The 24,575-nt window shown below is 69.8% G+C and carries 22 protein-coding genes and 3 tRNA genes; 18 read left to right on the plus strand and 7 right to left on the minus strand.

Annotation, left to right across the window (positions count from 1 at the left end):
- Nucleotides 1–18: 18 nt before the first annotated feature.
- The 4 genes from ACO06I_RS04315 to ACO06I_RS04330 all read left to right on the plus strand — a co-directional run bounded on the left by ACO06I_RS04315 (nt 19) and on the right by ACO06I_RS04330 (nt 2,198).
- A tRNA-Glu gene (locus tag ACO06I_RS04315) sits at nt 19–93 on the plus strand.
- A 174-nt stretch (nt 94–267) separates the two neighbouring features.
- The gene (locus ACO06I_RS04320) at nt 268–897 is read left to right on the plus strand and encodes a cold-shock protein (RefSeq protein ID WP_421931376.1); all 630 of its coding nucleotides are present in this window, start codon (nt 268–270) and stop codon (nt 895–897) included.
- A gap of 72 nt (nt 898–969) precedes the next feature.
- Nucleotides 970–1,764 carry a glutaminyl-peptide cyclotransferase gene (locus ACO06I_RS04325; RefSeq protein WP_421931377.1) on the plus strand — a complete coding sequence of 265 codons (795 nt, stop codon included), beginning with the start codon at nt 970–972 and terminating at the stop codon, nt 1,762–1,764.
- Nucleotides 1,761–2,198 carry a PaaI family thioesterase gene (locus tag ACO06I_RS04330; RefSeq protein WP_421931378.1) on the plus strand — a complete coding sequence of 146 codons (438 nt, stop codon included), beginning with the start codon at nt 1,761–1,763 and terminating at the stop codon, nt 2,196–2,198. Before ACO06I_RS04325 ends, ACO06I_RS04330 begins: the two co-directional genes overlap by 4 nt.
- Here the strand turns inward: ACO06I_RS04330 and ACO06I_RS04335 are convergent.
- Complete coding sequence (locus ACO06I_RS04335) at nt 2,195–2,353, minus strand: hypothetical protein (protein WP_421931379.1); 159 nt, start codon at nt 2,351–2,353, stop codon at nt 2,195–2,197. The genes ACO06I_RS04330 and ACO06I_RS04335 overlap by 4 nt on opposite strands.
- Before the next feature lie 125 nt (nt 2,354–2,478).
- On the opposite strand from ACO06I_RS04335, the gene ACO06I_RS04340 reads away from it, so the two are divergent.
- The 3 genes from ACO06I_RS04340 to ACO06I_RS04350 all read left to right on the plus strand — a co-directional run bounded on the left by ACO06I_RS04340 (nt 2,479) and on the right by ACO06I_RS04350 (nt 2,982).
- Nucleotides 2,479–2,555: transfer RNA gene (locus ACO06I_RS04340), tRNA-Pro, on the plus strand.
- 35 nt (nt 2,556–2,590) lie between these two features.
- Entirely contained in the window at nt 2,591–2,896 is a 306-nt protein-coding gene (locus tag ACO06I_RS04345) for an ETC complex I subunit (RefSeq protein ID WP_421931380.1), read from the plus strand.
- Nucleotides 2,897–2,905: 9 nt separating this feature from the next.
- Nucleotides 2,906–2,982 (plus strand) — tRNA-Arg (locus ACO06I_RS04350).
- A gap of 4 nt (nt 2,983–2,986) precedes the next feature.
- Here ACO06I_RS04350 and metC read toward each other — a convergent pair.
- Nucleotides 2,987–4,144 (minus strand): cystathionine beta-lyase, encoded by a 1,158-nt coding sequence (gene metC, locus ACO06I_RS04355; RefSeq protein WP_421931381.1) that lies wholly within the window; start codon nt 4,142–4,144, stop codon nt 2,987–2,989.
- 86 nt (nt 4,145–4,230) lie between these two features.
- On the opposite strand from metC, the gene ACO06I_RS04360 reads away from it, so the two are divergent.
- Both ACO06I_RS04360 and ACO06I_RS04365 read left to right on the plus strand, forming a co-directional pair.
- Nucleotides 4,231–5,328 carry an amino acid ABC transporter substrate-binding protein gene (locus tag ACO06I_RS04360; RefSeq protein ID WP_421931382.1) on the plus strand — a complete coding sequence of 366 codons (1,098 nt, stop codon included), beginning with the start codon at nt 4,231–4,233 and terminating at the stop codon, nt 5,326–5,328.
- 113 nt (nt 5,329–5,441) lie between these two features.
- Entirely contained in the window at nt 5,442–6,716 is a 1,275-nt protein-coding gene (locus ACO06I_RS04365) for a cytochrome P450 (RefSeq protein ID WP_421931383.1), read from the plus strand.
- 10 nt (nt 6,717–6,726) lie between these two features.
- Here the strand turns inward: ACO06I_RS04365 and sseA are convergent, their stop codons facing one another.
- The 3 genes from sseA to ACO06I_RS04380 are packed head-to-tail and all read right to left on the minus strand — an operon-like array spanning nt 6,727 to nt 9,855.
- Nucleotides 6,727–7,563, minus strand: coding sequence for a 3-mercaptopyruvate sulfurtransferase (gene sseA / locus ACO06I_RS04370; RefSeq protein WP_421931384.1), 837 nt, complete (start codon nt 7,561–7,563; stop codon nt 6,727–6,729).
- A complete protein-coding gene (locus ACO06I_RS04375) occupies nt 7,560–8,558 on the minus strand; it encodes a cysteine synthase A (protein WP_421931385.1) in 999 nt (332 codons plus the stop codon). Before ACO06I_RS04375 ends, sseA begins: the two co-directional genes overlap by 4 nt.
- A 43-nt stretch (nt 8,559–8,601) precedes the next feature.
- Entirely contained in the window at nt 8,602–9,855 is a 1,254-nt protein-coding gene (locus ACO06I_RS04380) for a class I SAM-dependent methyltransferase (protein WP_421931386.1), read from the minus strand.
- Nucleotides 9,856–10,046: 191 nt separating this feature from the next.
- Here ACO06I_RS04380 and kdsA point away from each other — a divergent pair, with 191 nt between their 5' ends.
- From kdsA to ACO06I_RS04405, 5 genes are all read left to right on the plus strand, one after another.
- Complete coding sequence (kdsA, locus tag ACO06I_RS04385) at nt 10,047–10,898, plus strand: 3-deoxy-8-phosphooctulonate synthase (RefSeq protein WP_421931387.1); 852 nt, start codon at nt 10,047–10,049, stop codon at nt 10,896–10,898.
- Between the two features lie 55 nt (nt 10,899–10,953).
- A complete protein-coding gene (gene rfaE2 / locus ACO06I_RS04390) occupies nt 10,954–12,414 on the plus strand; it encodes a D-glycero-beta-D-manno-heptose 1-phosphate adenylyltransferase (protein ID WP_421931388.1) in 1,461 nt (486 codons plus the stop codon).
- Nucleotides 12,411–13,409, plus strand: a complete 999-nt coding sequence (gene rfaD / locus ACO06I_RS04395) for an ADP-glyceromanno-heptose 6-epimerase (protein WP_421931389.1) — start codon at nt 12,411–12,413, stop codon at nt 13,407–13,409. The genes rfaE2 and rfaD overlap by 4 nt, the downstream gene beginning before the upstream one ends.
- A 3-nt stretch (nt 13,410–13,412) precedes the next feature.
- The gene (locus tag ACO06I_RS04400; protein ID WP_421931390.1) at nt 13,413–14,594 is read left to right on the plus strand and encodes a DUF3089 domain-containing protein; all 1,182 of its coding nucleotides are present in this window, start codon (nt 13,413–13,415) and stop codon (nt 14,592–14,594) included.
- A gap of 63 nt (nt 14,595–14,657) precedes the next feature.
- The gene (locus ACO06I_RS04405) at nt 14,658–15,584 is read left to right on the plus strand and encodes an alpha/beta hydrolase (RefSeq protein ID WP_421931391.1); all 927 of its coding nucleotides are present in this window, start codon (nt 14,658–14,660) and stop codon (nt 15,582–15,584) included.
- Here the strand turns inward: ACO06I_RS04405 and recG are convergent.
- Complete coding sequence (gene recG, locus ACO06I_RS04410; RefSeq protein ID WP_421931392.1) at nt 15,581–17,656, minus strand: ATP-dependent DNA helicase RecG; 2,076 nt, start codon at nt 17,654–17,656, stop codon at nt 15,581–15,583. The two genes, ACO06I_RS04405 and recG, sit on opposite strands and share 4 nt — an antisense overlap.
- A 77-nt stretch (nt 17,657–17,733) precedes the next feature.
- On the opposite strand from recG, the gene ACO06I_RS04415 reads away from it, so the two are divergent.
- The 3 genes from ACO06I_RS04415 to mfd are packed head-to-tail and all read left to right on the plus strand — an operon-like array spanning nt 17,734 to nt 22,182.
- Nucleotides 17,734–18,345: a hypothetical protein gene (locus ACO06I_RS04415; protein ID WP_421931393.1), complete on the plus strand. Its 612-nt coding sequence runs from the start codon at nt 17,734–17,736 to the stop codon at nt 18,343–18,345.
- Between the two features lie 50 nt (nt 18,346–18,395).
- Nucleotides 18,396–18,686: a succinate dehydrogenase assembly factor 2 gene (locus ACO06I_RS04420; RefSeq protein WP_421931394.1), complete on the plus strand. Its 291-nt coding sequence runs from the start codon at nt 18,396–18,398 to the stop codon at nt 18,684–18,686.
- The gene (gene mfd, locus ACO06I_RS04425) at nt 18,676–22,182 is read left to right on the plus strand and encodes a transcription-repair coupling factor (RefSeq protein WP_421931395.1); all 3,507 of its coding nucleotides are present in this window, start codon (nt 18,676–18,678) and stop codon (nt 22,180–22,182) included. Before ACO06I_RS04420 ends, mfd begins: the two co-directional genes overlap by 11 nt.
- A 142-nt stretch (nt 22,183–22,324) precedes the next feature.
- On the opposite strand, the gene ACO06I_RS04430 is transcribed toward mfd, so the two are convergent.
- A complete protein-coding gene (locus ACO06I_RS04430; RefSeq protein WP_421933595.1) occupies nt 22,325–23,647 on the minus strand; it encodes a diguanylate cyclase domain-containing protein in 1,323 nt (440 codons plus the stop codon).
- A gap of 134 nt (nt 23,648–23,781) precedes the next feature.
- On the opposite strand from ACO06I_RS04430, the gene ACO06I_RS04435 reads away from it, so the two are divergent.
- The gene (locus ACO06I_RS04435; protein WP_421931396.1) at nt 23,782–24,558 is read left to right on the plus strand and encodes an SDR family NAD(P)-dependent oxidoreductase; all 777 of its coding nucleotides are present in this window, start codon (nt 23,782–23,784) and stop codon (nt 24,556–24,558) included.
- Nucleotides 24,559–24,575: the final 17 nt, after the last annotated feature.

The following is a 24,575-nucleotide window of genomic DNA, read 5'->3' on the forward strand; positions in this document are numbered from 1 at the left end:
GCCGCCCTTCGCCGCTGCGGTCCCTTCGTCTATCGGTTAGGACGCCAGGTTTTCAACCTGGAGAGAGGGGTTCGACTCCCCTAGGGACTGCCACGCGAAACCGCCCCTGAGGCGACGGCGAACGCCCAAGCATCGCGCATTGCGCGAGAAACACACCAGATGCGTGCATTTGGGTGAAAAACCCCCATTGACGGCTCTCCTGTTACGAGAACAGTGTTATGACTGGCCAGTATCCGTAGGGATTTGGAGATCGGGCCAGAGGGGCAAATGTCTGGTTACGAATACGAGGGTGTGGATTCGCACGAAGACGCGGTGCGGATCAGTGGGCGGATCAAGTGGTTCGACGCGGGCAAGGGGTATGGCTTCATCGTTCCTGACGATCCGGGCCAGACCGACCTGAAAGATGTTCTCCTGCATGTGACCTCGTTGCGTAACTCCGGGCGCGAGAACGCCCTGGAGGGGGCGATCATCGTCTGCGACGTGATCCGCCGGCCCAAGGGCTGGCAGGTGTCGGAGGTGGTGGACCTGGACGAGAGTTCCGCCCCGCCGCCGGCCGAGCGCCGCAACCGCGACGACGGGTTCCGGCGCGACCGCGACGGCTTCGACCGCCACGGCGGCTTCGACCGTCCCAACAGCGGCTTCCAGGCCCGCAGCCCCCGGCCCACGCCCCAGGCGCGCGGGCCCCTGGAGCGGGCCAAGGTCAAATGGTTCAACCGCGCCAAGGGCTACGGCTTCGTGGTGCGCGACGGCGAGCCGGGCGACATCTTCGTCCACATCGAGACCCTGCGCCGCTCGGGCATCGAGGACCTGCAGCCCGGCGACGACGTCATGGTCCGCTTCGCCGAAGGGCCCAAGGGCCTGGTGGTGGCCGAACTGGAGTCGATCGGCATGGCCTGAGGCCGGCCGCGCCTTGCCTCCGCCACGACGCTCCCGCAAAGGATAGGCCCGTCCTCGCCCAGGGAGCCTGGTTTGCCGTCTTCGATCCTCCGGCCGCTGGCCGCGCTGTGTCTGGCCCTCTTCGCGGTGATGGCCGGCGGTCCGGCCGCCGCCCTGGTCCCGGTTCAGGGCTATGAGGTGCGCGCGACCTATCCGCACGACACCGGCGCCTTCACCGAGGGCCTGTTCTATCTGGACGGCGTCCTCTTCGAGAGCACCGGCCTCGAGGGCCGATCCTCGATCCGCAAGGTGCGGCTGAAGGACGGGGTGGTGCTGCAATCCAAGGCCCTCTCGCCGGCCTATTTCGGCGAGGGCATCGTCAACTGGGGCGGCGAACTGATCAGCCTCACCTGGCGCGATGGGGTCGGCTTCCGCTGGGACCTGAAGAGCTTCGCCCAGAAGGGCAGTTTCCGCTATCCCGGCGAGGGCTGGGCCCTGACCCAGGACGGCAAGCGCATAATCATGAGCGATGGGACCCCGACCCTGAGGTTCCTGGACCCCAGGACCCTGAGGGAGACCGGCCGCCTGCGGGTGACCGCCGACGGTCGCCCGGTCCCCAACCTCAACGAGCTGGAGTGGGTGAGGGGCGAGATCCTGGCCAATATCTGGCTGACCAACCGCATCGCCCGCATCGACCCCCGCACGGGCGCGGTGAAGGGCTGGATCGACATGAGCGGCCTGCCCGAGACCGGCCCCGGACGCGGTCCCGACGCGGTGCTCAACGGCATCGCCTATGATCGGGACCACGACCGCCTGTTCGTGACCGGCAAGAACTGGCCCCGTCTGTACGAGATCGTCCTGAAACCCGTGAAAGCCGCCGCGCCATGAAACCCGATCCCGCCGCCGAGATCGTCCCGCCGGAGGGCTTCATCCGCTCCCAGGGCCGCGGCGACTTCTCCACCATCAACGGCCCCTACTATCATCGGGCCCAGCAGGGGGAGCTGACCGAGCAGGCATTCTTCGCCGAGCAGCGCCACGCCAACGGCCTTGGCCTGGTGCATGGGGGCATGCTGACCGCCTTCCTGGACGGCCTGCTGGCCGCCGCCGTCTGGCGCGAGACCCAGACCCGCTCGGTGACCATCCACCTGTCGGTGGACTTCCTGCACATGGCGCGGGTGGGGGAGTGGGTGATGGGGGATGCGCGCGTCACCCGCGCGACCCGGGACGTGGCCTTCGTGGAGGGCCGCGCCTATGTCGGCGGCCATGACGTGGTGCGCGCCTCAGGGGTGTTCAAGCTGATGCACCGGCGCGCGCCGGGCTAACCCAGGGCCATCTTCGCCACCAGGCTGGCCAGGGCGATGGCGCCGCCGCCGATCAGCAGCAGGCGCACCCGCTCAGCGTTGCGATCCCAGAACTGGGCGCGCTTGCGCATCTCCATGCGGCGAGACCGCTTCGACTTCGGCTTTGCGCTCAGCATTGTTTCCACCCCTGGTCCGAGACCTAGCAGGGGCGGGGTGCAAAGGTCGAGCCATCGCCGCCTGCGGCCTCCTATCGTTTGCGGGAAAGGCCAAAGCCTTATATCCCACGGCCGCCGGTGCTTTTCGGGGTGTAGCGCAGCCTGGTAGCGCATCTGGTTTGGGACCAGAGGGTCGGAGGTTCGAATCCTCTCGCCCCGACCAGCACCGGCCAAACGAAGTCATCGCCAGGAATCCACATGCTCGCGCGCATCTACCGTCCGGCCAAGAACGCCATGCAGTCCGGCAAGGCCAAGACCAAGGACTGGCTGCTGGAGTTCGCGCCCGAGGACGCCCGGGCCGCCGACCCGCTGATGGGCTGGATCCAGACCAAGGACACCGACGGCCAGATCCGCCTGTCCTTCGACACCGCCGAGGACGCCGTGGCCTACGCCCAGGCCCACGGCATCGCCTTCCAGCTGTTTGATCCCAAGCCGGCCAAGCGCATCATCAAGGCCTACGCCGACAACTTCGCCTTCAACCGCAAGCAGCCCTGGACCCACTAGGTCCGCCAAGCGCCCTTAGCTCAACTGGATAGAGCACCTGCCTTCTAAGCAGGCGGTTGCAGGTTCGAGTCCTGCAGGGCGCGCCAGGGTCTAAGCCGAACGGAAGGCGTCCAGGCCCTTCCGCAGGTCGGCGATCAGGTCCTCGGCGTTCTCCAGGCCGATGTGCAGCCTCATCAGCGGGCCGCCATAGTCGCGGCGGTGCTTGCGGGTATGGAGCTGGGGATCGCACGAGATGGCCAGGCTTTCGAACCCGCCCCAGGAAAACCCCAAGCCGAACAGGTCGAGCGCGTCGAGGAAGGCGTTCACCGCCCCGTCGGCCCCCGGCTTGAACACGAAGCCGAACAGGCCGCAGGCGCCGACATAGTCCCGCGCCCAGAGGTCGTGGTCGGGACAGCCGGGCAGGGCGGGGTGGAGGATTTCCGCCACCTCCGGCTGCTCCCGCAGCCAGGCGGCGATGGCCAGGCCGCTCTTGCCCTGCCGCGCCAGACGGACGGGCAGGGTGCGCAGGCCGCGCAGCATCTGGTAGGCGTCCTCGGGCGCCACGGCCCAGCCCAGATGGGTGATCCCGTTCTCCAGCTGGCCCACCAGGGTCGGATCGGAGGCCGCCGCCGAGCCCATGAATACGTCGGAGTGGCCGCCCACATACTTGGTGAGCGCCTGGACGCTGATGTCGACGCCCTGGGCCAGGGGCTTGATCAGATAGCCCGCGCCCCAGGTGTTGTCGGCGAGGGTCAGGATGCCCCGCGCCCGGGCCAGTCGCGCCACCGCGGCCAGGTCCTGCATCTCGAAGGACAGCGAGCCCGGGCTTTCCATGACGATCAGCCGCGTGGCCGCGCCCGCACCGGCCACGAGGTCCTCGGGGCTCTCGCGCGGATCGAAATAGCGGACTCCGATCCCGAACCGCTTCAGCACATGGTCGCAGAACCGGCGGGTGGGCTTGTAGATGGTGTCGGTGACCAGCACCTCGTCGCCGGCCTTCAGCACCGCCAGCATCGCGCCGGTGAGCGCCGCCAGGCCCGAGGGGTAGAGGCATACGCCTTCCGCCCCCTCCATCCCGCACAGGGCGTCGCGCAGGGCGTCGTGGGCCGCCAGGCCCTGGCGGCCATAGGTGATGAATCCCTCGTCGTCATAGAGGGCCTCGGCGTTGGGCAGCAGGACCGTGGAGCCCTTCTGGATCGGCGGACCCACGGTCTTGGCGAGCGACTTGGGGGCGGCGCCGGCGCGGATCAGGCGGGTTTCTTCGGCCATGCGGGTTGACGGCTCGGAACGAACAGGGGCGACAATGCCTCGAACCCCTTAGAGCCTTCGGGAGGCCTGTGATCAAGGAGCGCCGCATGTGGAAACGACGAACCCTGGCGCTGGGTCTCTGCCTCTGGCTGGCCGCCTGCGGGGATGGGTCGAAGTCCACCACGGCGCCCGCGGCCACCGCCGTGACCGCCACCGATCCCGCCACCCAGGTGCTGCGCGCCAAGGCCAGCCCGACCCTGGCGGCGGTGAAGGCCCGCGGCTGGCTCGCCTGCGGCGTCCATCCGGGCCTGGCGGGCTTCGCCTTCGCCGCCGACAAGGGCGGCTGGCGCGGCTTCGACGTCGATGTCTGCCGCGTGGTGGCCGCCGCGGTGCTCGGCGACTCCAAGGCGGTGCGGTTCACGCCAATCCCGGCCCAGGACCGCTTCGCCGCCCTGAACAGCGGCAAGATCGATGTACTGTCGCGCAACACCTCCTGGACCCTGGCCCGCGACGCCGGCGGGCTGGATTTCCCCGTGGTGACCTATTTCGACGGCCAGGGTTTCCTGGCCCCCCGGGCCCTGGCGCTCGCCAGCGCCGACGAGTTGAACGGCGCGCGGATTTGCGTCCAGGCCGGCACCGCCAGCCAGGACAACCTGGCCGACTATTTCAAGCTGCGTGGCCTGACCTACCGGCCCGTGGTGGTGGCCAGCGAAGCCGAGGCCCGCGACACCTACCAGGCCGAGGGCTGCGACGCCTTCACCGCCGACGTCTCGGCCCTGGCCTCGGCCCGGTCGCTGATGAACAACCCCAACGCCCACGTGATCCTGCCGACGGTGATCTCCAAGGAGCCCCTGGGCCCCGTGGTGCGCCAGGACGACCCGGCCTGGACCGACATCGTGCGCTGGAGCGTCTACGCCGTGATGCTGGGCGAGGAGTTGAAGCTCAACGCGGCCAACGTGGCCAAGGCCCGCGACTCCTCCCCCGACCCGCGGGTGCGCCGCCTGCTCGGGGTGGAGGGCGATCTCGGTCAGAGACTGGGGCTGAAGGCCGACTGGGGCTTCCAGGCCATCCATCAGGTGGGGTCCTACGACGAGATCTTCCGCCGCAACCTGGGGCAGGGCTCGGCCCTGAAGCTGGAGCGCGGCCTCAACGCCCTGTGGAACGCCCCGCAGCCGGGCCTGCACTACCCGCCGCCGGTGCGGTAGGGCGCGCGGCCGTCGCCAGATGGCCCTTGCAATACAGTGTTCGGTTCGTCGTGATTGACCCAACGACAAGAGAGCGTGCGCCCATGAGGCCTCGCCAGTCAGGGAGAACCACCATGAGCGACGGGTCCGTCGACATCCGCCATGAGGCCCGCGAGCAGGCCGCCGCCCTGCCTCTGGACCAGCTCAACCCCGCCCAGGCCGAACTGTTCAGCCAGGACGCCATGTGGGCCCAGTTCGAGCGCCTGCGCCGGGAAAGCCCGGTCCACTACACCGCCGAGAGCGACTACGGCCCCTACTGGTCGATCACCAAGTACAACGACATCATGGCCATCGACACCAATCACCAGGTGTTCTCCTCGGCCGATGGCATCGTCCTGCAGAGCCTGGAATCCAAGGCCGAATCGGCCGGACGTCCGACCCGTCCCAGCTTCATCTCCATGGACCCGCCCAAGCACGACGTGCAGCGCAAGGCGGTCAGCCCCGCCGTCGCGCCCCACAACCTGGCGCAGATGGCCCCGGTGATCCGCGAGCGGGCCGGCGCCATCCTGGACGGCCTGCCGATCGGCGAGACCTTCGACTGGGTGGACCTGGTCTCGAAGGAACTGACGGCCATGACGCTCGCCACCCTCTTCGACTTCCCCTTCGAGGACCGTCGCAAGCTGACCTACTGGTCCGACATGATGACCAACCCGCCCGGCCACGGGGTCTGCGAGAGCTGGGAGCAGAAGCGCAGCGAGCTCACCAACTGCTTCGACGCCTTCGACGGCCTCTGGGCCGACCGGATCAAGGCCACCGAGCCCAAGTTCGACATGATCTCCATGCTGGCCCACAACCCGGCCACGCGGGACATGGACGAGCATGAGTACCACGGTAACGTCACCCTTCTGATCATCGGCGGCAACGACACGACCCGGAACACCATCTCCGGCTCGATCTACGCCCTGAACCAGAACCCGGCCCAGTACCGCAAGCTGCGGGAGAACCCGGCCCTGATCCCCTCCATGGTGTCGGAGACCATCCGCTGGCAGACCCCGCTGGCCCACATGGCCCGCACCGCCACCGAGGATCACGAGATCGGCGGCAAGACCATCCGCAAGGGGGACCGGGTGGCCATGTGGTACGTCTCGGGCAACCGCGACGACGAGGTCATCGCCAATCCCGACAACTACATCATCGACCGCGAACGGCCCCGTCAGCACCTGTCCTTCGGGTTCGGCGTCCACCGCTGCGTGGGCAACCGCCTGGCCGAGCTGCAGCTGCAGATCATCTGGGAGGAGATCCTGGCCCGCTTCCCCACGGTCGAGGTGATGGACGAACCGCAGCGGACCCACTCGGTGTTCGTGAAGGGCTACGAGACCCTGCCGGTGCGGATCCCGACGCGGAACTAGGCGGCGGCCCTCAAGGACCGGTCACCACGGTCGTGTCGCTGCGGCCGCCCCATTCGGTCCAGGAGCCGTCATAGACGGCCACGTCCTCCCGTCCCAGCCGGGCGAGGGCCAGGGCCACCACGGACGCCGTGACGCCCGAGCCGCAGGTGGTGACGATGGGGGCGGCGAGATCGACCTTGGCGGCGCGGAACAGGGGGTTCAGATCCTCGGCGGACTTCATCGTGCCGTCGGGGTTCAGCAGGCTGTCGAAGGGGGTGTTGCGGGCGCCCGGCATGTGGCCCGAGCGCAGGCCGGCGCGGGGCTCGGGCGTCTCGCCGCGGAAACGCGCCGCGCCACGGGCGTCCACCAACTGGGCGGCCTTGGAGTTCAGCAGGTTCTTCACCGCGCCCAGGTCGCGGACCAGGCCCGCGTCAAGGCTGGGCGACAGGGTCGTAGGGGGCAGGGCGGCCTGACCGCCTTCCGTCGTCCGGCCCTCGGCCAGCCATTTCTTCAGGCCGCCGTCCAGGACGAACACCTTCGGAAATCCCATCACCCTCAGGGTCCACCAGACCCGCGCCGCCGAGCGGATGCCGAAGCTGTCATAGGCCACGATCGTGGCGTCCCGCGACAGGCCAAGGGCGCCCGCGGCCGCGGCGAAGTCTTCCGCCGTGGGCAGCATGTGGGGCAGGTCGACGGTCCTGTCGGCGATGGCGTCGATGTCGAAGAACACCGCGCCGGGAATGTGGGCCGCCAGATAGTCGGCATGTCCCTCGCGCCCCTCGTTGGGCATGAACCAGGTGGCGTCCACCACTTGGACTTTCCCCAGATTCGCGGCCAGCCAGTCGGTGGAGACGAGGGGATCGGTCATAGCCAACCGGGGACCGGCAGGCCCCGCTCCTTCAGGAACTGCGGATTGTAGATCTTGCTCTGATAGCGGGCGCCCTGGTCGCACAGGATGGTCACGATGGTGTGGCCGGGGCCCAGGTCCCGGGCCATGCGGATGGCGCCAGCCACATTGATCCCCGTAGAGCCGCCCATCACCAGGCCCTCGTGCTCGACCATGTCGTAGATGGCCAGCAGCATCTCCTCGTCGCCGATGCGGTAGGCGTGGTCGATGGTCAGGCCCTCCAGGTTGGCGGTGATCCGTCCCTGGCCGATGCCCTCGCTGATGGAGGTCCCCTCCGACTTCAGCTCGCCGTCGGTGAACCAGCTGTAGAGGGAGGCCCCGTGCGGGTCGGCCAGGCCAATGGCCACGTCGGGCTTTTCGGCGCGCAGGGCCTGGGCGATGCCCGCCAGGGTGCCGCCCGAGCCGACGGCGCAGATGAAGCCGTCGACCTTGCCGCCGGTCTGGGCCCAGATCTCCGGTCCCGTGGTCTCGACGTGGGCCTGGCGGTTGGCGACATTGTCGAACTGGTTGGCCCAGACGGCGCCGGCCGCCTCCTTCGCGTTAAGTTCCTCCGCCAAACGCCCGGAATAGCGGACATAGTTGTCGGGGTTGGAGTAGGGGACCGCGTCCACCTCCACCAGATCGGCGCCCAGGAGGCGGATCGCGTCCTTCTTCTCCTGGCTCTGGGTGCGGGGGATGACGATGGTGGTCTTGTAGCCGCTGGCCCCGGCGACCATGGCCAGGCCGATCCCGGTGTTGCCCGCCGTGCCCTCCACGATCCGCCCGCCGGGCTTCAGCAGGCCGCGCCGCTCGGCGTCGCGGATGATGTAGAGCGCCGCCCGGTCCTTCACGGACTGGCCGGGGTTCATGAACTCGGCCTTGCCGAGAATTTCGCAGCCCGTGGCCTCGCTGGCGCGGGCCAGGCGGATGAGCGGCGTGTTTCCGATGGCGTCCAGGACGCTGTGTGCGACGGTCATCCCCGCTACTTAAGGGGCGTCGGCGCTCCAGAACAGGGGGCGGTCAGGCCTTTGACAGGCCAAGCTGCACCACGTCGGTCCGCCCGGTGCGGAAACCGGCGTCGCAGTAGCTCAGATAGAACCGCCAGATCTTGCGGAACTTCTCGTCGAAGCCGAAGACTTTGATCTCGTCCCAGCGGGCGTCGAACCGCTCGGCCCACTGGGCCAGCGTGTCGGCATAGTCCTGGCCGAAGCGGGAGATGCCGGTCCAGGACAGGCCCGCCCTGTCGGTCTCGGCCTTCAGGCGGCTCTCCGAAGGCAGCATGCCGCCGGGGAAGATGTATTTCTGGATGAAGTCGGCGCGCCGCCGGTAGTCCTCGAACAGCGCCTCCTGGATGGTGATGATCTGCAGGCCGGCCCGACCGCCGGGCGCCAGGACCTGGGCGATCTTGTTGAAATAGGTGGGCCAGTAGCGTTCGCCGACCGCCTCGAACATCTCGATGGAGGCCACCCGGTCGAAGGTTCCCTCGACGTCGCGATAGTCGATCAGCCGGATGTCGGCCTTCTCGGCCAGGCCCTGGTCGAACATCCGTTTGCGGGCGAAGTCGTACTGGGCCTGGGAGATTGTGATGCCGGTGACCTTGGCGCCCACCTCCTTGGCGGCGAACTCGGCGAAGCCGCCCCAGCCGCAGCCGATCTCGAGCACGCTGTGGCCGGCCTTCAGATCCATGGTTTGGGCGAGCGTCGCGTACTTGTTGCGCTGGGCGTCGGCCAAGCTCTGGCCGGCGTGGTCGAAGCGGGCCGAGGAGTAGGTCATGCTGGGGTCGAGCCAGCGGGAATAGAAGTCGTTGCCCAGGTCGTAATGGGCGTGGATGTTCCGCTTCGACCCCCGGCGGGTGTTGCTGTGCAGGGCGTGATTGATGAAGTTGAACACGCCCACGACCGGGTTGCCCTGGGTGATCCGCCGCAGGTTGTCATAGTTCAGGGAGAAGACGCTGAGCACGGCGGTCAGGTTGGGGGTGTCCCACTCGCCGGCTGCATAGCCCTCGGCGAAGCCGATGTCGCCGGCCGCCAGCGCCCGGCGGATGAACCGGAAATCCCGCACCACGATCCGCGCCTGGGGACCGCCTTCGCCCTCCAGCTTCAGCTCGTGGCCGTTGGGCATGACGAAGGTGAGTTCGCCGGCCATCCAGTTGCGCGCCATCAGCCGCAGCGCGGTGCGGAAGATCTCCGGCACGTCGGCCAGGGCCGGCAGCCTGCGGAAGGCGCGGGGGGAGGCCGCGAGGGCCACGAGGGACGATTCATGCGCCAGGGTCATGGTCGCAACTCCCGATCTCTTAACTGGATACTAACACTGGATTGGCGTCGGGAAAAATCGAGTGGCCCTTGCTGAACCTACGGCCCTGTTTGGGTCACGGATGCAGGCCATCAATTGGCGCTTGTGAAGAGCCCGTCCCCGCGCCACTTAGGCGCCGACCGCAAAGCCCCTGACCGACCGGAGCCCCGTCCATGGCCGTCCTGACCCTGAACAAGTGGAACATCTCGATCGGCGAAGGCCAGCCGCTGTTCGTGATCGCCGGCCTCAACGTGCTGGAGGATCTCGAGCTGGCCCGCGTCACCGCCCGGCATCTGAAGGCGATCACCCGCGACCTGGGCCTGCCCTTCGTCTTCAAGGCCAGCTTCGACAAGGCCAACCGCTCCTCGATCCACAGCTACCGCGGGCCGGGGCTCGAAAAGGGCCTGGCGATCCTCCAGGCCATCAAGGACGAATTCGACGTGCCGATCTGCACCGACCTGCATGAGGTCAGCCAGGCCGAGCCGGTGGCCGAGGTGGCCGACATCGTACAGATCCCGGCCTTCCTGGGGCGGCAGACCGACCTGGTCGTCGCCACGGCGCGGGCGACCCACAGCCGGGGTGGCCTGCTGCACCAGAAGAAGTCCCAGAACATGGCCCCCTGGGACACCAAGCAGATGGTGGACAAGGTCCGTGAGGCTCTTGGCGGCGCCCAGATCAGCATCCTTTGCGAGCGCGGCACCACCTTCGGCTACAACAACCTGGTGGTGGACATGCTGGGCATCGGCGAGATGCAGAAGCTCGGCGTCCCGGTCACCATCGACGCCACCCACGCGGTCCAACTCCCGGGCGCCGATCCGCGCACCCAAGGCGCCTCGACCGGCGGCCGGCGCGAAGGGGTGCCCACCATCGCCATGGCCGCGGTCGCCGCGGGCGCGGACGGCGTCTTCCTGGAATTCCACCCCAGCCCCGACGACGCGCTCTGCGACGGGCCGAGCACCCTGCCGCTGGACCGGGCCGAGGGCCTGCTGCGCGCTTTGAAAGCCATTCATACGGCGCGTTCCTGATGCCATAAGGGGCGGCGTCTTGACCGCGACGGCGCAAGACCGCACAGGCGGACCCATGGATCTCTCGACCCTGCAGCAGCTTCTCAGCCGCCTTTCGGGCCAGCGCGTGGTCTGCGTGGGCGACCTGATGGTGGACCGGTTCGTCTATGGTTCGGTGACGCGGGTGTCGCCGGAGGCGCCGATCCCGGTGCTGGCGCGCGAGCGTGAGCTGGTGATGCTGGGCGGGGCGGGCAATGTGGCGCGCAACGTCGCCGCCCTGGGGGGCGACGTGGCCCTGATCGGCCTGGTGGGCGGCGACGCCGAGCGTCACGAGGCCCTGCGGCTGATCGGCGACAAGACCGGCATCGAGGGTTTCCTGGTCACCGATCCGGACCGGCCGACCACCTTGAAGACCCGCTTCGTCTCCGGCGGCCAGCAGCTGCTGCGGGTCGACCTGGAGCACAGCCATCCGGCGACGGGCGATGTGGAGCAGCGCCTGGTGCGCACCATCGCCGACGTGGCCAGGGGAGCCGGGGCCATCCTGCTGTCGGACTATGGCAAGGGGGTCGTCACCGACGCGGTGATCGCCGCCTGCCGCGCGGCCGGCTGCCCGGTGATCGTCGACTCCAAGGCCCGCAGCTTCCTGCGCTATGGCGCGGTGGACGTCATCAAGCCCAACGCCGCCGAGCTGGCCTACGCCACCGGCCTGCCCACCGCGACCAACGCCGAGATCGAGGCGGCGCTCGCCCACGCCCTGTCGCTGTGCGAGGCCAAGGCCATCCTGGTGACCCGGGCCGCCAAGGGCATCAGCCTGGCGGTCCGCGGCCAGGCGGTGGTCCATTTCCCCACCGCGGCCCGCGAGGTGTTCGACGCCTCCGGGGCCGGGGACACCACGCTCGCCGCGCTGGGCCTGGCCCTGGCCGCCGACGCCCCCATGGCCGAGGCCATCGCCTTTGGCATGCTGGCTTCCGGCGTGGCCGTGGGCAAGGCCGGCACCGCCACCGTCCTGCCCGAGGAGCTGATCGAGGCCGCGCTCACCGCCCACATGGCCCCGGCCGAGCACAAGATCGTCACGCCCGAGCGGATGGCCGACGAGATCGCCCGCTGGCGGGCCAAGGGCCTGCGGGTGGGCTTCACCAACGGCTGTTTCGACATCCTGCACCGGGGCCACGTCACCTATCTGAACCAGGCTCGGTCCTGGTGCGACCGCCTGGTGGTGGGGCTCAACTCCGACCGCTCGGTCAAGGCGCTGAAGGGGGAGGGCCGTCCGGTCAACGACCTGGAGGGCCGGGCCATGGTTCTGGCCGGCCTGGGCTGTGTCGACCTGGTGGTGCCCTTCGACGAGGACACCCCGATCCGGCTGATCGAGGCCGCCCAGCCCGAGGTGCTGATCAAGGGCGCCGACTATTCGGAAGACCAGGTGGTGGGGGGCGACCTCGTCAAGGCCTGGGGCGGCGAGGTGCGCCTGGCCCAGATCGTCGAGGGCTATTCCACCACCGCGGCCATCGCCCGCATGACCGCCAAGGAGACCACATGACCCGCCGCATCGCCTTCGTCACCGGCGGGGCCGGCTTCATCGGCTCCAATATCGTGGCCAAGCTGGCGGAAGACCCCAGCCTGGACGTGGTGGTCTGCGACTGGCTGCTGGAGGCCGACCTCGGCAAGTGGCGCAACATCGCCAAGCACCCGATCGGTGACTTCGTGGCGCCCGAGGCCATGTTCGAGTGGCTGGAGAAGCGCTGGCGCGACATCGAGATCGTCGTCCACATGGGGGCGGTCTCCTCGACCACCGAGCCGGACGCCGACAAGATCGTCCACGCCAACTTCACCCTGAGCCGGGATCTGTTCCGCTGGTGCGCCGACCGCCAGCGCCGCTTCGTCTACGCCTCCTCGGCCGCCACCTACGGCGACGCGACGGACTTCGACGACAAGGACGACCTGGCCTCCCTGGCCGCCCTGCGTCCGCTCAACACCTATGGCTGGTCCAAGGCGCTGTTTGATCTGTTCGCCGCCCGCCAGGCGGCCCGCGACTACGCCCCGCCTCAGTGGGTGGGCCTGAAGTTCTTCAACGTCTACGGCCCCAACGAGGAGCATAAGCACTCGATGAAGTCGGTGGCCTCGCAGATCTGGCCCAAGGTCGCGGGCGGCCAGGCCGTGCAGCTGTTCAAGTCCTACCGCGAGGGGATCGCCGACGGCGGCCAGACCCGCGACTTCGTCTATGTCCGCGACGTCGCCGACGTGGTGGCCTGGCTGGCCAAGTCCGAGCAGGTCAACGGGGTCTACAACCTGGGCTCGGGGACCGCGCGCACCTTCGAGGACATGGCCAAGGCCGTCTTCGCCGCCGCCGGCAAGCCCGCCAGAATAGAATACACCCCCATGCCGCCGGCCATCCGCGACAAGTACCAGTACTTCACCCAGGCCAAGATGGACCGCCTCAAGGCCGCCGGCTTCAACCAGCCCATGACCCCGCTCGAGGACGGCATCACCGACTACGTCCAGAACTACCTCGCCCAGCCCGACCCCTACAGGTAGGCGATGGCGCAGCGTCCCAAGGGCTTCAAGCGTCTGGTGTCCGCGGCCGCCGTGGCTTTCCTGGCCCTGGTGGTCATGGCCGCCTTCGTCTGGCGTGACGACATCGCCAGCAACGCCCTGGACCCCAAGGAGCCCTTCCAGACCTACCGCCCGCCGCCGGCGCCGGACTACACCCAGCGCGCGGCCTGGGCCCTGCTGCCCGCCAAGCCGGACGTCTGGACCGCGGGCGATCCTCCCGCCGACGTCTTCTTCGTCGCCCCCACCACCTTCGACGGCGGCCGGGACTGGAACAGTCCCATCGACGACGTGCCGGCCGACAAGTTCTTCCGTCGGGTGGTGGCCCCCAACTATGCCGGGCCCTTCGTCCGGGTGGGCCGCCTGTTCGCCCCCCGCTACCGCCAGGCCAGCCTCTACACCCTGCTGACCCTGAGGGAGGACGCCCGCGACGCCCGCCGCTTCGCCTATGCCGACGTGGCCGCCGCCTTCCGCCAGTACATGGCCGCCGACAACAAGGGCCGCCCCTTCATCATCGTCGGGGTGGAGCAGGGGGGCACGATGGCCTCGCGCCTGCTGGCCGAGGAGGTCAGCCCCAATCCCGCCGTCCGCGCCAGGCTGGCGGCCGCCTACCTGATCGAGACCGTCGTGCCCGCCGACGACCCGCCCCTGCCGCCCTGCCTGCGGCCGGGGGAGGCCGGCTGCCTGGCCGCCTGGGCCTCAGCCTTCGACCGCGACATCGAACGCGTCCAGGCCCTGAAGGACCGCTCCCTGGTCTGGGACTCCCGCGGCGACCTGCAGAACCTCGCCGGCCGCGCGCCGCTCTGCTTCAATCCGCTGCTGGGAGCGGTCACCAATGCCGAGGCCCCGGCCAAGCTGAACCAGGGGGCGGCCAACGCCACCGGACTGGAGTGGGGCGCGCGGCCCGCCTTCCTCACCCGCCAGGTCTCGGCGAGGTGCGAGGGCGGGATCCTGCGGGTCTCGCGGCCCAAGCCCAAGATGCTGAAGAGCGCCGGCTCCTGGGCCGACAAGCGCAAGGCGCCCGGCTACAACCTCTTCTACGGCGACCTCGAGGCCGACGCGAAGGCCCGCGTCGTGGCGCTCACCTCCAACCCCGACTTCGCCCGCCCCGCGCCCCCCATCACCGAGGTGCGGACGGTGAAGGGTTCGACGGTGCGCCGGATCGACTGATCCGCCACAATTCCAGCCAGGCTCGCCCCGATCCTGCCTTCAGGATAGAGGGGGAGCGAGGCGATGACCTGGATGCGGACCTGTCTGAGCCTCGCCGCCGCCGCCGCACTTCTGGCGGGGCCAGCCTGGGCCGGTCAGACAGCGCGACCCGATGGCAGCCTGATCGACTGGACCCTGGACCGCAGGGCGGGCGGCGCCAAGCAGGGTCTCCTGCTGCTCGCCCAGGGCTCGGGCTGCGAGTCGGTCCTGGACAACGCCAACATCGAGCGCGGCAAGGGCCTCCTGCCGGACTTCGCCGTCTTGACCGTGGAGAAGTACGGCGTCGCGCCCCACAGCAAGCCCGCCGCGACGCAGGACGGCTGTTCGCCCACCTTCTACGCCCACCACACCATCAGCCAGCGCGTGGAGGACTATCAGCGAGTCCTGGCCCTGGTGGAGAGGGAGCCCTGGTGGAACGGCCAGCTTGTCCTGTTCGGCGGCTCCGAGGGCGGGGCGGCCGTGACCCTGCTGGCGCCCCGCGTCCATCCCAGCGCGACGGTGATCTTCTCGACGGGCCCAGGCCAGGCGTTCCGGAAGACCTTCAAGCTGGCCGTGCCGCCGCCCGTCTGGGCCGAGGCCGAGGCGGTGTTCGCCCGGGTTGAGGCCGCCCCGCAGAGCGCCGAGGTCTGGGGCGGCAATTCCTATCGCTGGTGGGCCGACATCCTGGACCACGATCTGCTGGCCGATCTGTTGGCGGTGGAGACCCCGATCCTGGTGGTGCATGGGGAGCGCGACAGGTCGGCCCCGGTCGCCGCGGCGCGTCTGGCGCGGGACGGGGTTCGCCAGGCCGGTCGCTGCAATCTGACCTACTGGGAGTTCCCCGGCTACGACCACCAGATGCGCGACCCTGACGGCGGCGCGCATATCGAGGAGGTCCTGGGTCGCATTTCGGGTTGGTTGAGGCGGGAGCTGGCCGCCCCCGACAGCACCCGCTGCGTCCCGGGCGCCTAGCCCGCATCCTTCAGCGGCGAGCTCGCCCGCCAGTCGAACAGCTCCTGCAGCACCCGCAGGGCCTTGCCGCGTTCGCTGGTGAGCTCCGGATCGCGGGCGAGGATCATGCGGGCGTCGTCGCCGGCCGCGGCGATCAGGTCGCGGTGCGCGAAGGGGTCGGCGAAGACATAGGCCGGGAAGCCGCTCTGGCGCAGGCCGAGCGCATCTCCGCCGCCCCGCAGCTCCAGGTCGGTCTCGGCGATCAGGAATCCGTCGTCGGTGCGCCGCAGGATATCCAGCCGCTTCTGGGCGGTCTCCGACAGGGGCGGGTCGTAGAGCAGCACGCAGGAACTCTCCCGCCGCCCCCGGCCGACCCGGCCGCGCAGCTGGTGAAGCTGGGCCAGGCCGAAGCGCTCGGCCTGCTCGATGACCATGATGGTGGCGTTGGGGACATTGACCCCCACCTCCACCACGGTTGTGGCCACCAGCACCTTGATCTTGTCGTCGGCGAAGTCGGCCATGACGGCGTCCTTCTCCGGCCCGGTCATCTTGCCGTGCACCAGGCCGACCCCGGGACCGATCCTGGCCCGCAGCTCGATGGCCCGCTGCTCGGCGGCCTTCAGGTCCACCAGTTCGGACTCCGAGACCAGGGGGCAGATCCAGAAGGCCTGGGCGCCGCCGGCCACGGCCTCCCGCAGCCGGGCCTCCACCTCGTCCACCCGGGTCATGGGCGCAGCCCGCGTCGCCACCGGGGTGCGGCCGGGCGGTTTCTCGTCGATGCGGCTGACGTCGAGGTCGCCATAGACCGTCAGCTCCAGGGTGCGGGGGATGGGCGTGGCCGACATGGCCAGCAGGTGGACCGAGGCGCCCTTGGCCTGCAGCAGCTGGCGCTGGGCCACGCCGAACCGGTGCTGCTCGTCCACCACGGCCAACTGGAGCCCCTGGAAATGCACCCCTTGTTGGAAAAGCGCGTGGGTGCCGACGGCCACCTGGGCCGCGCCGCTGGCGATGGCCCGCAGCTTCTCGGCCCGCGCCGCGCCCTTGTCGCGCCCGGTCAGCAGGACGGCGGTGATCCCGTGGGCGGCCAGCGGGCCCGCCAGGGTCTCGTAGTGCTGCCGGGCGAGGATTTCGGTGGGGGCCATCAGGGCGCTCTGGGCGCCGGCCGCGGCCACGTCGGCCATGGCCAGCATCGCGACCACGGTCTTGCCCGAGCCCACGTCCCCCTGCAGCAGGCGGCTCATCCGCTCGCCGGCGGCGAAGTCGGCGCGGACATCGGCCAGGGCGCGTTCCTGGGCGCCGGTGAGCTTGAAGGGCAGGTCGGCGACGATGGCCGCGGCCATCGACCCCGGCGCGATCTTCTCGGCCGGTTCGGCGCGGCGGTCGGCCTTGCGCTGCGCCATGGCCAGCTGGTGGGCCAGCAGCTCGTCGAAGGCCAGCCGGCGGATATGGGCGGCCTGGGGCAGCAGGTGGGCCTCGGTGAAGGGGGCGTGCAGCCGGGTGAGGGCGTCCTTCCAGCTCGGGAAGCCTTCCTGCCTGATCCAGGCCGGGTCCTGCCATTCGGGCAGGTCGGGGGCGCGTGACAGGGCCTCCAGGGCGAACTTGCGCACCGTGCGGGCGGGCAGGCCGGCGGTGGCCGGATAGATGGCCTCGACCTCGGGGATCTCGTCGGCCTTGTCGAGGGGCAGCATGTAGTCGGGATGGGCGATCTGCAGGGTCAGGCCGAACCGCTCCACCTTGCCGGAGATCAGGCGCTTGGAGCCCACCGGGTGCTTGGCCTGGAGCTGGCCGCCGAAACTGCCGAAGAAGATCAGGTCCAGGGTCCCCGTGCCGTCGAAGGTCTTGATCTTCCACGGCTGCTGGGCGCTGCGCGGGACCTGGTAGGCGTCGATCTCCACGCGGAAGGTCTGGACCTCGCCCTCGACGGCGTCGACCACCGTGGTCTCGCGGCGCTTGACCAGCGAGTGGGGCGCCAGGAACAGCACGTCGCGCACGATGGGCCCGGCCAGCTTCTCCAGCAGCGGCGCCACGCGGGCGCCCACGCCCTTCAGCGTGGTGACCGGGGCGAAGAGGGGAAACAGAATCTCGGGCCGCATGGGGCGATCATAGCGTGAAGCTGGACGCCCGCCGCCGCCCATGATGATCTCCCGCCGACCTTTGGGGGAAGAATCCTATGCGCAACCTGTTGACCGCCGCGGCCCTGGCCGCCTCGCTGGCCGGCTGTAACCAGCAATCCGGCGGCCAGACCGAGGCCTCCAGCTCGGGCTTCCAGCCGCCCGCGGCCCCCGCCGCGGCGCCGGCCGCCGTCCCGGCCCCGGCGGCGGGCGGCTTCAGCCACGTGAAGGGGGAGGACGTCTTCGGCTACTACATCCCCAATACCGAGGTGAAGGTCGGGAACTGGCGACTGGAGAACATCAGCTTCGGCCTCGAGGAGGACTTCACGGCCTGGGAAGGCGGCGCCCGGGACGGCCCCTCCGCCCCCATCATGTTCGACTTCGTCGACGTCACCAGCGCCAACGGCGAGAACGAAATGGGCCAGACGACCTACGCCAAGACCATCCGGGTCCTGCCCACCAGCTACAAGATCGGTGGGGGCGACCTGAGGTTCACCGGCAAGGACGCCACCCTCGGCGTGGTCCAGTTGGACGGGACCGTCGACATGGCGGCCCTGAAGCGGGCTCGGGCCGCCGGCCCCGGCGCCCAGGAGACGGTCCTGCGCACCGGCCTGATGATCGGCCAGACCCCCTTCAAGAACCTGTCCTTCAACTGGTTCGGCGGCGACTGACCTAGAAGACTGGCGTCGAGGGACGGGCCGCCCTATATCGGCCCGTCCACATGTCGATTGACGATACCCGCCTGCGAAAACTGAAGTTCCGTGCGTGGCACAGGGGCTTCAGGGAAGCGGACCTCATTCTGGGGCCGTTCGCGGACACCCATGCCCAGGATCTGGCGCCGGACGAGGTCGACCTCTTCGAGGTGCTGCTGGAGCAGCCCGACCACGATCTCTACGAATGGATCATGGAACGGGCCGACGTTCCGGCGGAATTCGACGGGACCTTGCTGAACAAGATCAAAGCCTTCCGGTTCAAGGTTCACGAAGTCCGGGGCGACGGTCATGGCGGCTGACGGCTCGCGCGGGCCGAGCGCGGCCGACACGCGGCGCATCAGCCAGGATCCCGGCCGCCTCGACCTGATCGGCGCGCCCGAGGGCTTCGACGCCCTGGTGATGGCCGATATCGCCCGCGCCCGCGGCGGCCTGTCGGTGTTCGTGGCCCGCGACGGCTCGCGGCTCTCGGCCTTCATCGACGCCTTCCGCTTCTTCGCCCAGGGCATCGAGATTCTGCAGTTCCCCTCCTGGGACTGCCTCCCTTACGACCGCACCGGCCCGTCCCCGGGCGTCGCCGCCCAGCGGATGACCACGCTCGCCCGTCTGGCCCAAGGGGTGGACGCCAAGAAGCCCAGCCTGCTGGTCACCACGGCGGCGGCCATCATGCAGCGGGTCCCGCCCAAGGATTCCGTGGAAGGCGCGGCCTATTCGGCCCGCACCGGCAATGTGGTGGAGATCGCCGACCTGGAGCGCTACTTCGCCGTCAACGGCTATGCGCGGGCCTCCACCGTCTCCGAGCGCGGCGAGTTCGCCATCCGCGGCGGGGTGATCGACGTCTTTCCGCCCAACGCCGAGGAGCCCGTGCGCCTCGACCTGTTCGGCGACACCCTGGAATCCATCCGCGGCTTCGATCCCGAGACCCAGCGCTCCACTCGCCAGCTCAAGGAGGTCAGCCTCCATCCGGTGAGCGAGGCCCTGCTGGACAAGGACGCCATCTCCCGCTTCCGCCGCGGCTATGTGGAGGCCTTCGGCGCCCCCGGCGGCGATCCGCTCTATGAGACGGTCAGCGGCGGCGGCCGGCGGGCGGGGATGGAGCACTGGCTGCCCCTGTTCTACCCGGACATGGCCACCCTGTTCGACTACCTGCCGGGCTCGGCCCTGATCGGCATCGACCACCTGGCCACCCAGGCCCGCGACGAGCGCCTGGCGATGATCGCCGACGCCTACGACGCCCGCGCCCAGGCCGACCGCAAGGTCCACTACCATCCCCTGGAGCCGGACCGGCTCTATCTCACCGCCGAGGAATGGCGCGCCCGCCTGGCCGAACGGGCCACGCGCCGGTTCTCCGCCTTCCAGGAGGCCGAGGGCGAGGTGGTGGTCGACATGGGCGCCCGCCAGGGCCGCACCTTCGTCGCCGAGCGCCAGCAGGACTCGGTGAACCTGTTCGAGGCCACCGCCGCCCATGCCCGCGCCCTGGCCGCGGCGGGAAAGCGCGTGCTGTTCGCCTCCTGGTCGGAGGGCTCCTCGGAGCGCCTCGGCGTCATGCTTGCCGACCACGGCCTGACCAACGTCACCCAGGCGCCCTATTGGGACGCGGCCAAGGCCGCCAACCCGAAGTTCCCCCAGCGGGTCGTCCTGCCGCTCGAGTCCGGCTTCGAGACCGAGACCCTGGCGGTCATCTCCGAGACCGACATCCTCGGCGACCGCCTGGCCCGGCCGCGCCGCAAGCGCCGCGCCGCCAACTTCCTGGCCGAGGCCTCGTCCCTGAGCCCCGGCGACCTGGTGGTCCACATCGACCATGGCATCGGCCGGTATGAGGGACTCAAGACCCTCGAGGTCCAGGGCGCGCCCCACGACTGCCTGGAGCTGCAATACGGCGCCGAGGCCAAGCTCTACCTGCCCGTCGAGAACATCGATCTGCTGACCCGCTATGGGTCGGAGGGCGACGGGGTGCAGCTCGACCGCCTGGGCGGGGCGGCCTGGCAGGCGCGCAAGGCGAAGGCGAAGGAACGCCTGCGGGACATGGCCATCGGCCTGATCCAGATCGCCGCGGCCCGCGCCACCCGCCACACCGACCCGGTGGATCCGCCGCACGGGGTGTTCGACGAGTTCTGCGCCCGCTTCCCCTACGAGGAGACCGAGGACCAGCTCTCGGCCATCGGCGACATCCTGGAGGATCTCTCCGCCGGCAAGCCCATGGACCGCCTGATCTGCGGCGACGTCGGCTTCGGCAAGACCGAGGTGGCCCTGCGCGCGGCCTTCGTGGTGGCCATGAGCGGCCAGCAGGTGGCCATCGTCGCGCCGACGACCCTGCTGGCGCGCCAGCACTACAAGACCTTCACCGAGCGCTTCCAGGGCTGGCCCATCAAGGTCACCCGCCTGTCGCGCCTGGTGCCGCCGAAGGAGGCCGCCGAGACCCGTGAGGCGCTGAAGAACGGCGAGGTGGAGATCATCGTCGGCACCCACGCCGTGCTCTCCAAGCAGGTGGGCTTCAAGAACCTCGGCCTGGTGATCGTCGACGAGGAGCAGCACTTCGGGGTCAAGCACAAGGAGAAGCTCAAGGAGCTTCGCGCCGACGTGCACATGCTGACCCTGACCGCCACGCCGATCCCGCGCACCCTGCAGATGTCGCTGTCGGGCATCCGGGAGATGTCGATCATCGCCACCCCGCCGGTGGACCGCCTGGCGGTGCGCACCTACGTCACCCCCTTCGACCCCATCGTCATCCGCGAGGCCCTGCTGCGGGAGAAGTACCGCGGCGGCCAGGCCTATTACGTCGTGCCCCGCATCTCCGACCTGACGGAGCTGGAACGGTTCCTGCGCGAGCAGGTGCCGGAGGTCCGCTATGTGGTCGGCCACGGCCAGATGGCGCCGACCCAGCTGGAGGACGTGATGAGCGCCTTCTACGAGGGCCAGTACGACGTCCTGCTGTCGACCACGATCGTCGAGAGCGGCCTGGATATCCCGACGGCCAACACCCTGATCATCCACCGCGCCGACATGTTCGGCCTGGCCCAGCTCTACCAGCTGCGCGGCCGGGTCGGCCGGGCCAAGGCGCGGGCCTACGCCTACATGACCACGCCGGCCGAGAAGCAGATCACCATCTCGGCCGAGCGCCGCCTGAAGGTGCTGCAGTCCCTCGACAGCCTGGGCGCCGGCTTCCAGCTGGCCAGCCACGACCTGGACCAGCGCGGCGGCGGCAACCTGCTGGGCGAGGAGCAGTCGGGCCACATCCGCGAGATCGGCGTGGAGCTCTACCAGCAGATGCTGGAGGACGCCGTCAACGACCTGAAGGAACTGGCCGGCAAGGGGGAGGGGGCCACCGATCGCGGCTGGTCGCCGCAGATCAACACCGGCGCGGCCGTGCTGATCCCCGAGGACTATGTCCCCGACCTGCACGTGCGCCTGTCCCTCTATCGCCGTCTGTCCGACGCCGAGAAGTCCGGCGACCGCGAGGCCCTGGCGGCCGAGATGATCGACCGCTTCGGTCCCCTGCCGCCGGAAGCCGGCCAGCTGCTGAAGGTCGTGGCCATCAAGGGCCTCTGCCGCGAGGCCAATGTCGCCAAGATCGACGTGGGGCCCAAAGGCGCCGTGGTCACCTTCCGCGGCGACGACTTCCCCAACCCCATGGGGCTGATGGGCTTCATCCAGAAGAACCCCGTCGCCTGGAAGATCCGTCCCGACCACAAGGTGGTGGTGAAGGGCGAGTGGGAGACCCCGGAACAGCGCCTCAACGCCGCCGAGCGCGTGCTGAGCGAGCTGGCCAAGCTGGCCGGGGCGGCGGTCGCGGCCTAGCCGCGGCAACTCCGCTCATCCCCGCGAAAGCGGGGACCCAGGTGTTTTGGTTTGCTGGGTTCGATCGGCTCAAGGCGCGCCAGGACTTCGACCGGAGAAAAAGCCTGGGTCCCCGCTTTCGCGGGGATGAGCGGAGAGGATGTTAGCCCGCCTTCTCCACCGCCCGCGCCGCCGCCTCCTCCAGCGCCTTGCCCACCCCCGTCGCCAGATTGACCTCGGCGACGCCGATGTCGAACTCCACCACGAAGGGCGCCTTGCCCTCGCCGGCCTCGAAGGCCGTGCAGCCGATCACCGCGGCGATGCGTTCGCCCGCCGCACGGGCCGAGGCCTGGGGGGTGGCGGGCAGGGCGAGGGCGAAGACCTCCGGCCCCAGGCGGGCGGCGGTGTCCTCGACGCGAACCAGGCGGCCGATCATCGAGCCGATCTGTGGAATGGCGCGGTCCAGCCAGCCGCCGCGCCGGGCGTTCTCGACGTCGGGGCGCTCGGAGACCTTGAGCACGCAGACCGACAGCGGCCGGTTGCGCAGGCGCGAGGCCTGAGCCAGCCGGCCCAGATGGGTGGCGAACAGGTCCCGGGTGAAGAGGCCCGTCGCCGGGTCCATCAGGCCCGAGGCGCGGGCCTTCTCCAGGGCCTTGCGGATGGCGGTCTGGCGGCGATAGGAGCGGGCCAGCTCGATCACCCGCTTGGCGGTCTCGGTCTCGGCGGTCTCCGGCGAGGCGACGTCGGAGATGCCCCGGTGATAGGCCTCCGACATGGTCACATAGCTCTCCTGCTTCATGTAGAGCAGGGCCGGCGTGTGATAGAGCCGCGTGTTGCGGCGCATGCCGGCGGCGATGGACAGCGCCTCCTGGCTATTGTCCCCGGCCCACAGCACCACGGCGTCGAAGGGCCGCTCGTGCAGATAGTCGAAGGCCGTATAGGCCGTGAAGGCCCCCACCACCTCGGCGCCCGAGCCGGTGAGCGCGTTGGAGAGCGCCAGGAACTGCGGGGCGGGTTCGCCGATGGCCAGCACCCGGAAGGGGCTGGGATCGGGCTCGGGCGTCTCCAGCCGGCGGCCGCGCTCGCTGAAGGTCTCGGTGCGAAGCTCGAACTCCTCCTCGGCGATGGCCATGCGCACCAGGGTCTCCAGGCGCAGCACCACCTGGGCCGGATGCACCGGCGCGGTCAGGGTGAGGTCGAAGTTGTGGCCGTCCAGCTCGGGGCCCGGCGCGCCGATGGCGATCACCGGCAGGCGGCGCGGGGCGCAGGCGGCCTTCAGGCGCTTGGCCAGGGTCAGGGCCTCGTGGCCGCCGCTGGCCAGGTCGACGATGGCGGCCTCCACCTGCAGGTCCCCCAGGGCGGCGATGGCCGCATAGGGCCCCCGCGCCGTGACCGTGCGCCAGCCGAGCCGGTCCAGGCCCTCGGCGAGGGGTCCCGCCAGGGCGTCGTCGCGCGCGACGATCAGAACCCGCGCATGGACGCCCAATGCCATTCCTCAAACCCTTGAAATAACGCGCGCGCCGACCCGCCCCTTATAGGGGGGAATCGCGACGAGACAGAATATACAGAGGCGCGCGACCGCGACAGGGACGCGAACGTCGCGGCTGGGGAGCAAACACAGTGGATAAGGTTCTGACGGGCCAGACGGCCATCATCACCGGGGCGTCCGGCGGGCTCGGCGCCCACTTCGCCCGCCTGCTGGCCGGAGCCGGCGTCGCCGTGGCGGTCACCGCCCGCCGGCTCGACATGGTCGAGGCCCTGGCCGGCGAGATCGCCGGCGCGGGCGGCCAGGCCATGGCCCTGCGGCTGGATGTCGCCGACGCGGCCTCGATTCCCGCCGCCTTCGCCGAGATCGAGGCGGCCCTGGGGCCGGTCTCCATCCTGATCAACAACGCCGGGGTCGGCGGGGAGGGGCTGGCGCTGGACCTCTCCATCGAGGACTGGGACCGCACCTTCGACGTCAATGTGCGGGGGGTGTTCTTCGCCGCCCAGGCCGCCGCCCGCCTGATGTTCGCCAACGGGACCGCCGAGGCGGGGGCGGCGCGCATCGTCAACATCGCCTCCATCGCCAGCCACACCACCCTGCCGGGGCTGTCGGCCTACAATGCGTCCAAGGCCTCGGTGGCCATGCTCACCCGCAGCCTGGCGCGCGAGTGGTCGCGGCGCGGCATCGCGGTCAACGCGCTCGCCCCCGGCTATATCGAGACCGACATCAATGCGTCCTGGTGGGCCACCGAGGGCGGCCAGAAGCAGCTCAAGGGCTTCCCGCGCCGCCGGCTGATGGAGGCCTCGGACCTGGACGCCGCCTTCATGATGCTGGCCGGCCCCGCCGCCCGCGCCATCGCCGGCAGCCTGATCACCATCGACGACGGCCAGTCCCTGCCGGGCGGGGGATAGGCGCCGCTTGGCTGACC

The sequence above is a fragment of the Phenylobacterium sp. genome (genome assembly GCF_965229015.1).
Lineage (GTDB): Bacteria > Pseudomonadota > Alphaproteobacteria > Caulobacterales > Caulobacteraceae > Phenylobacterium.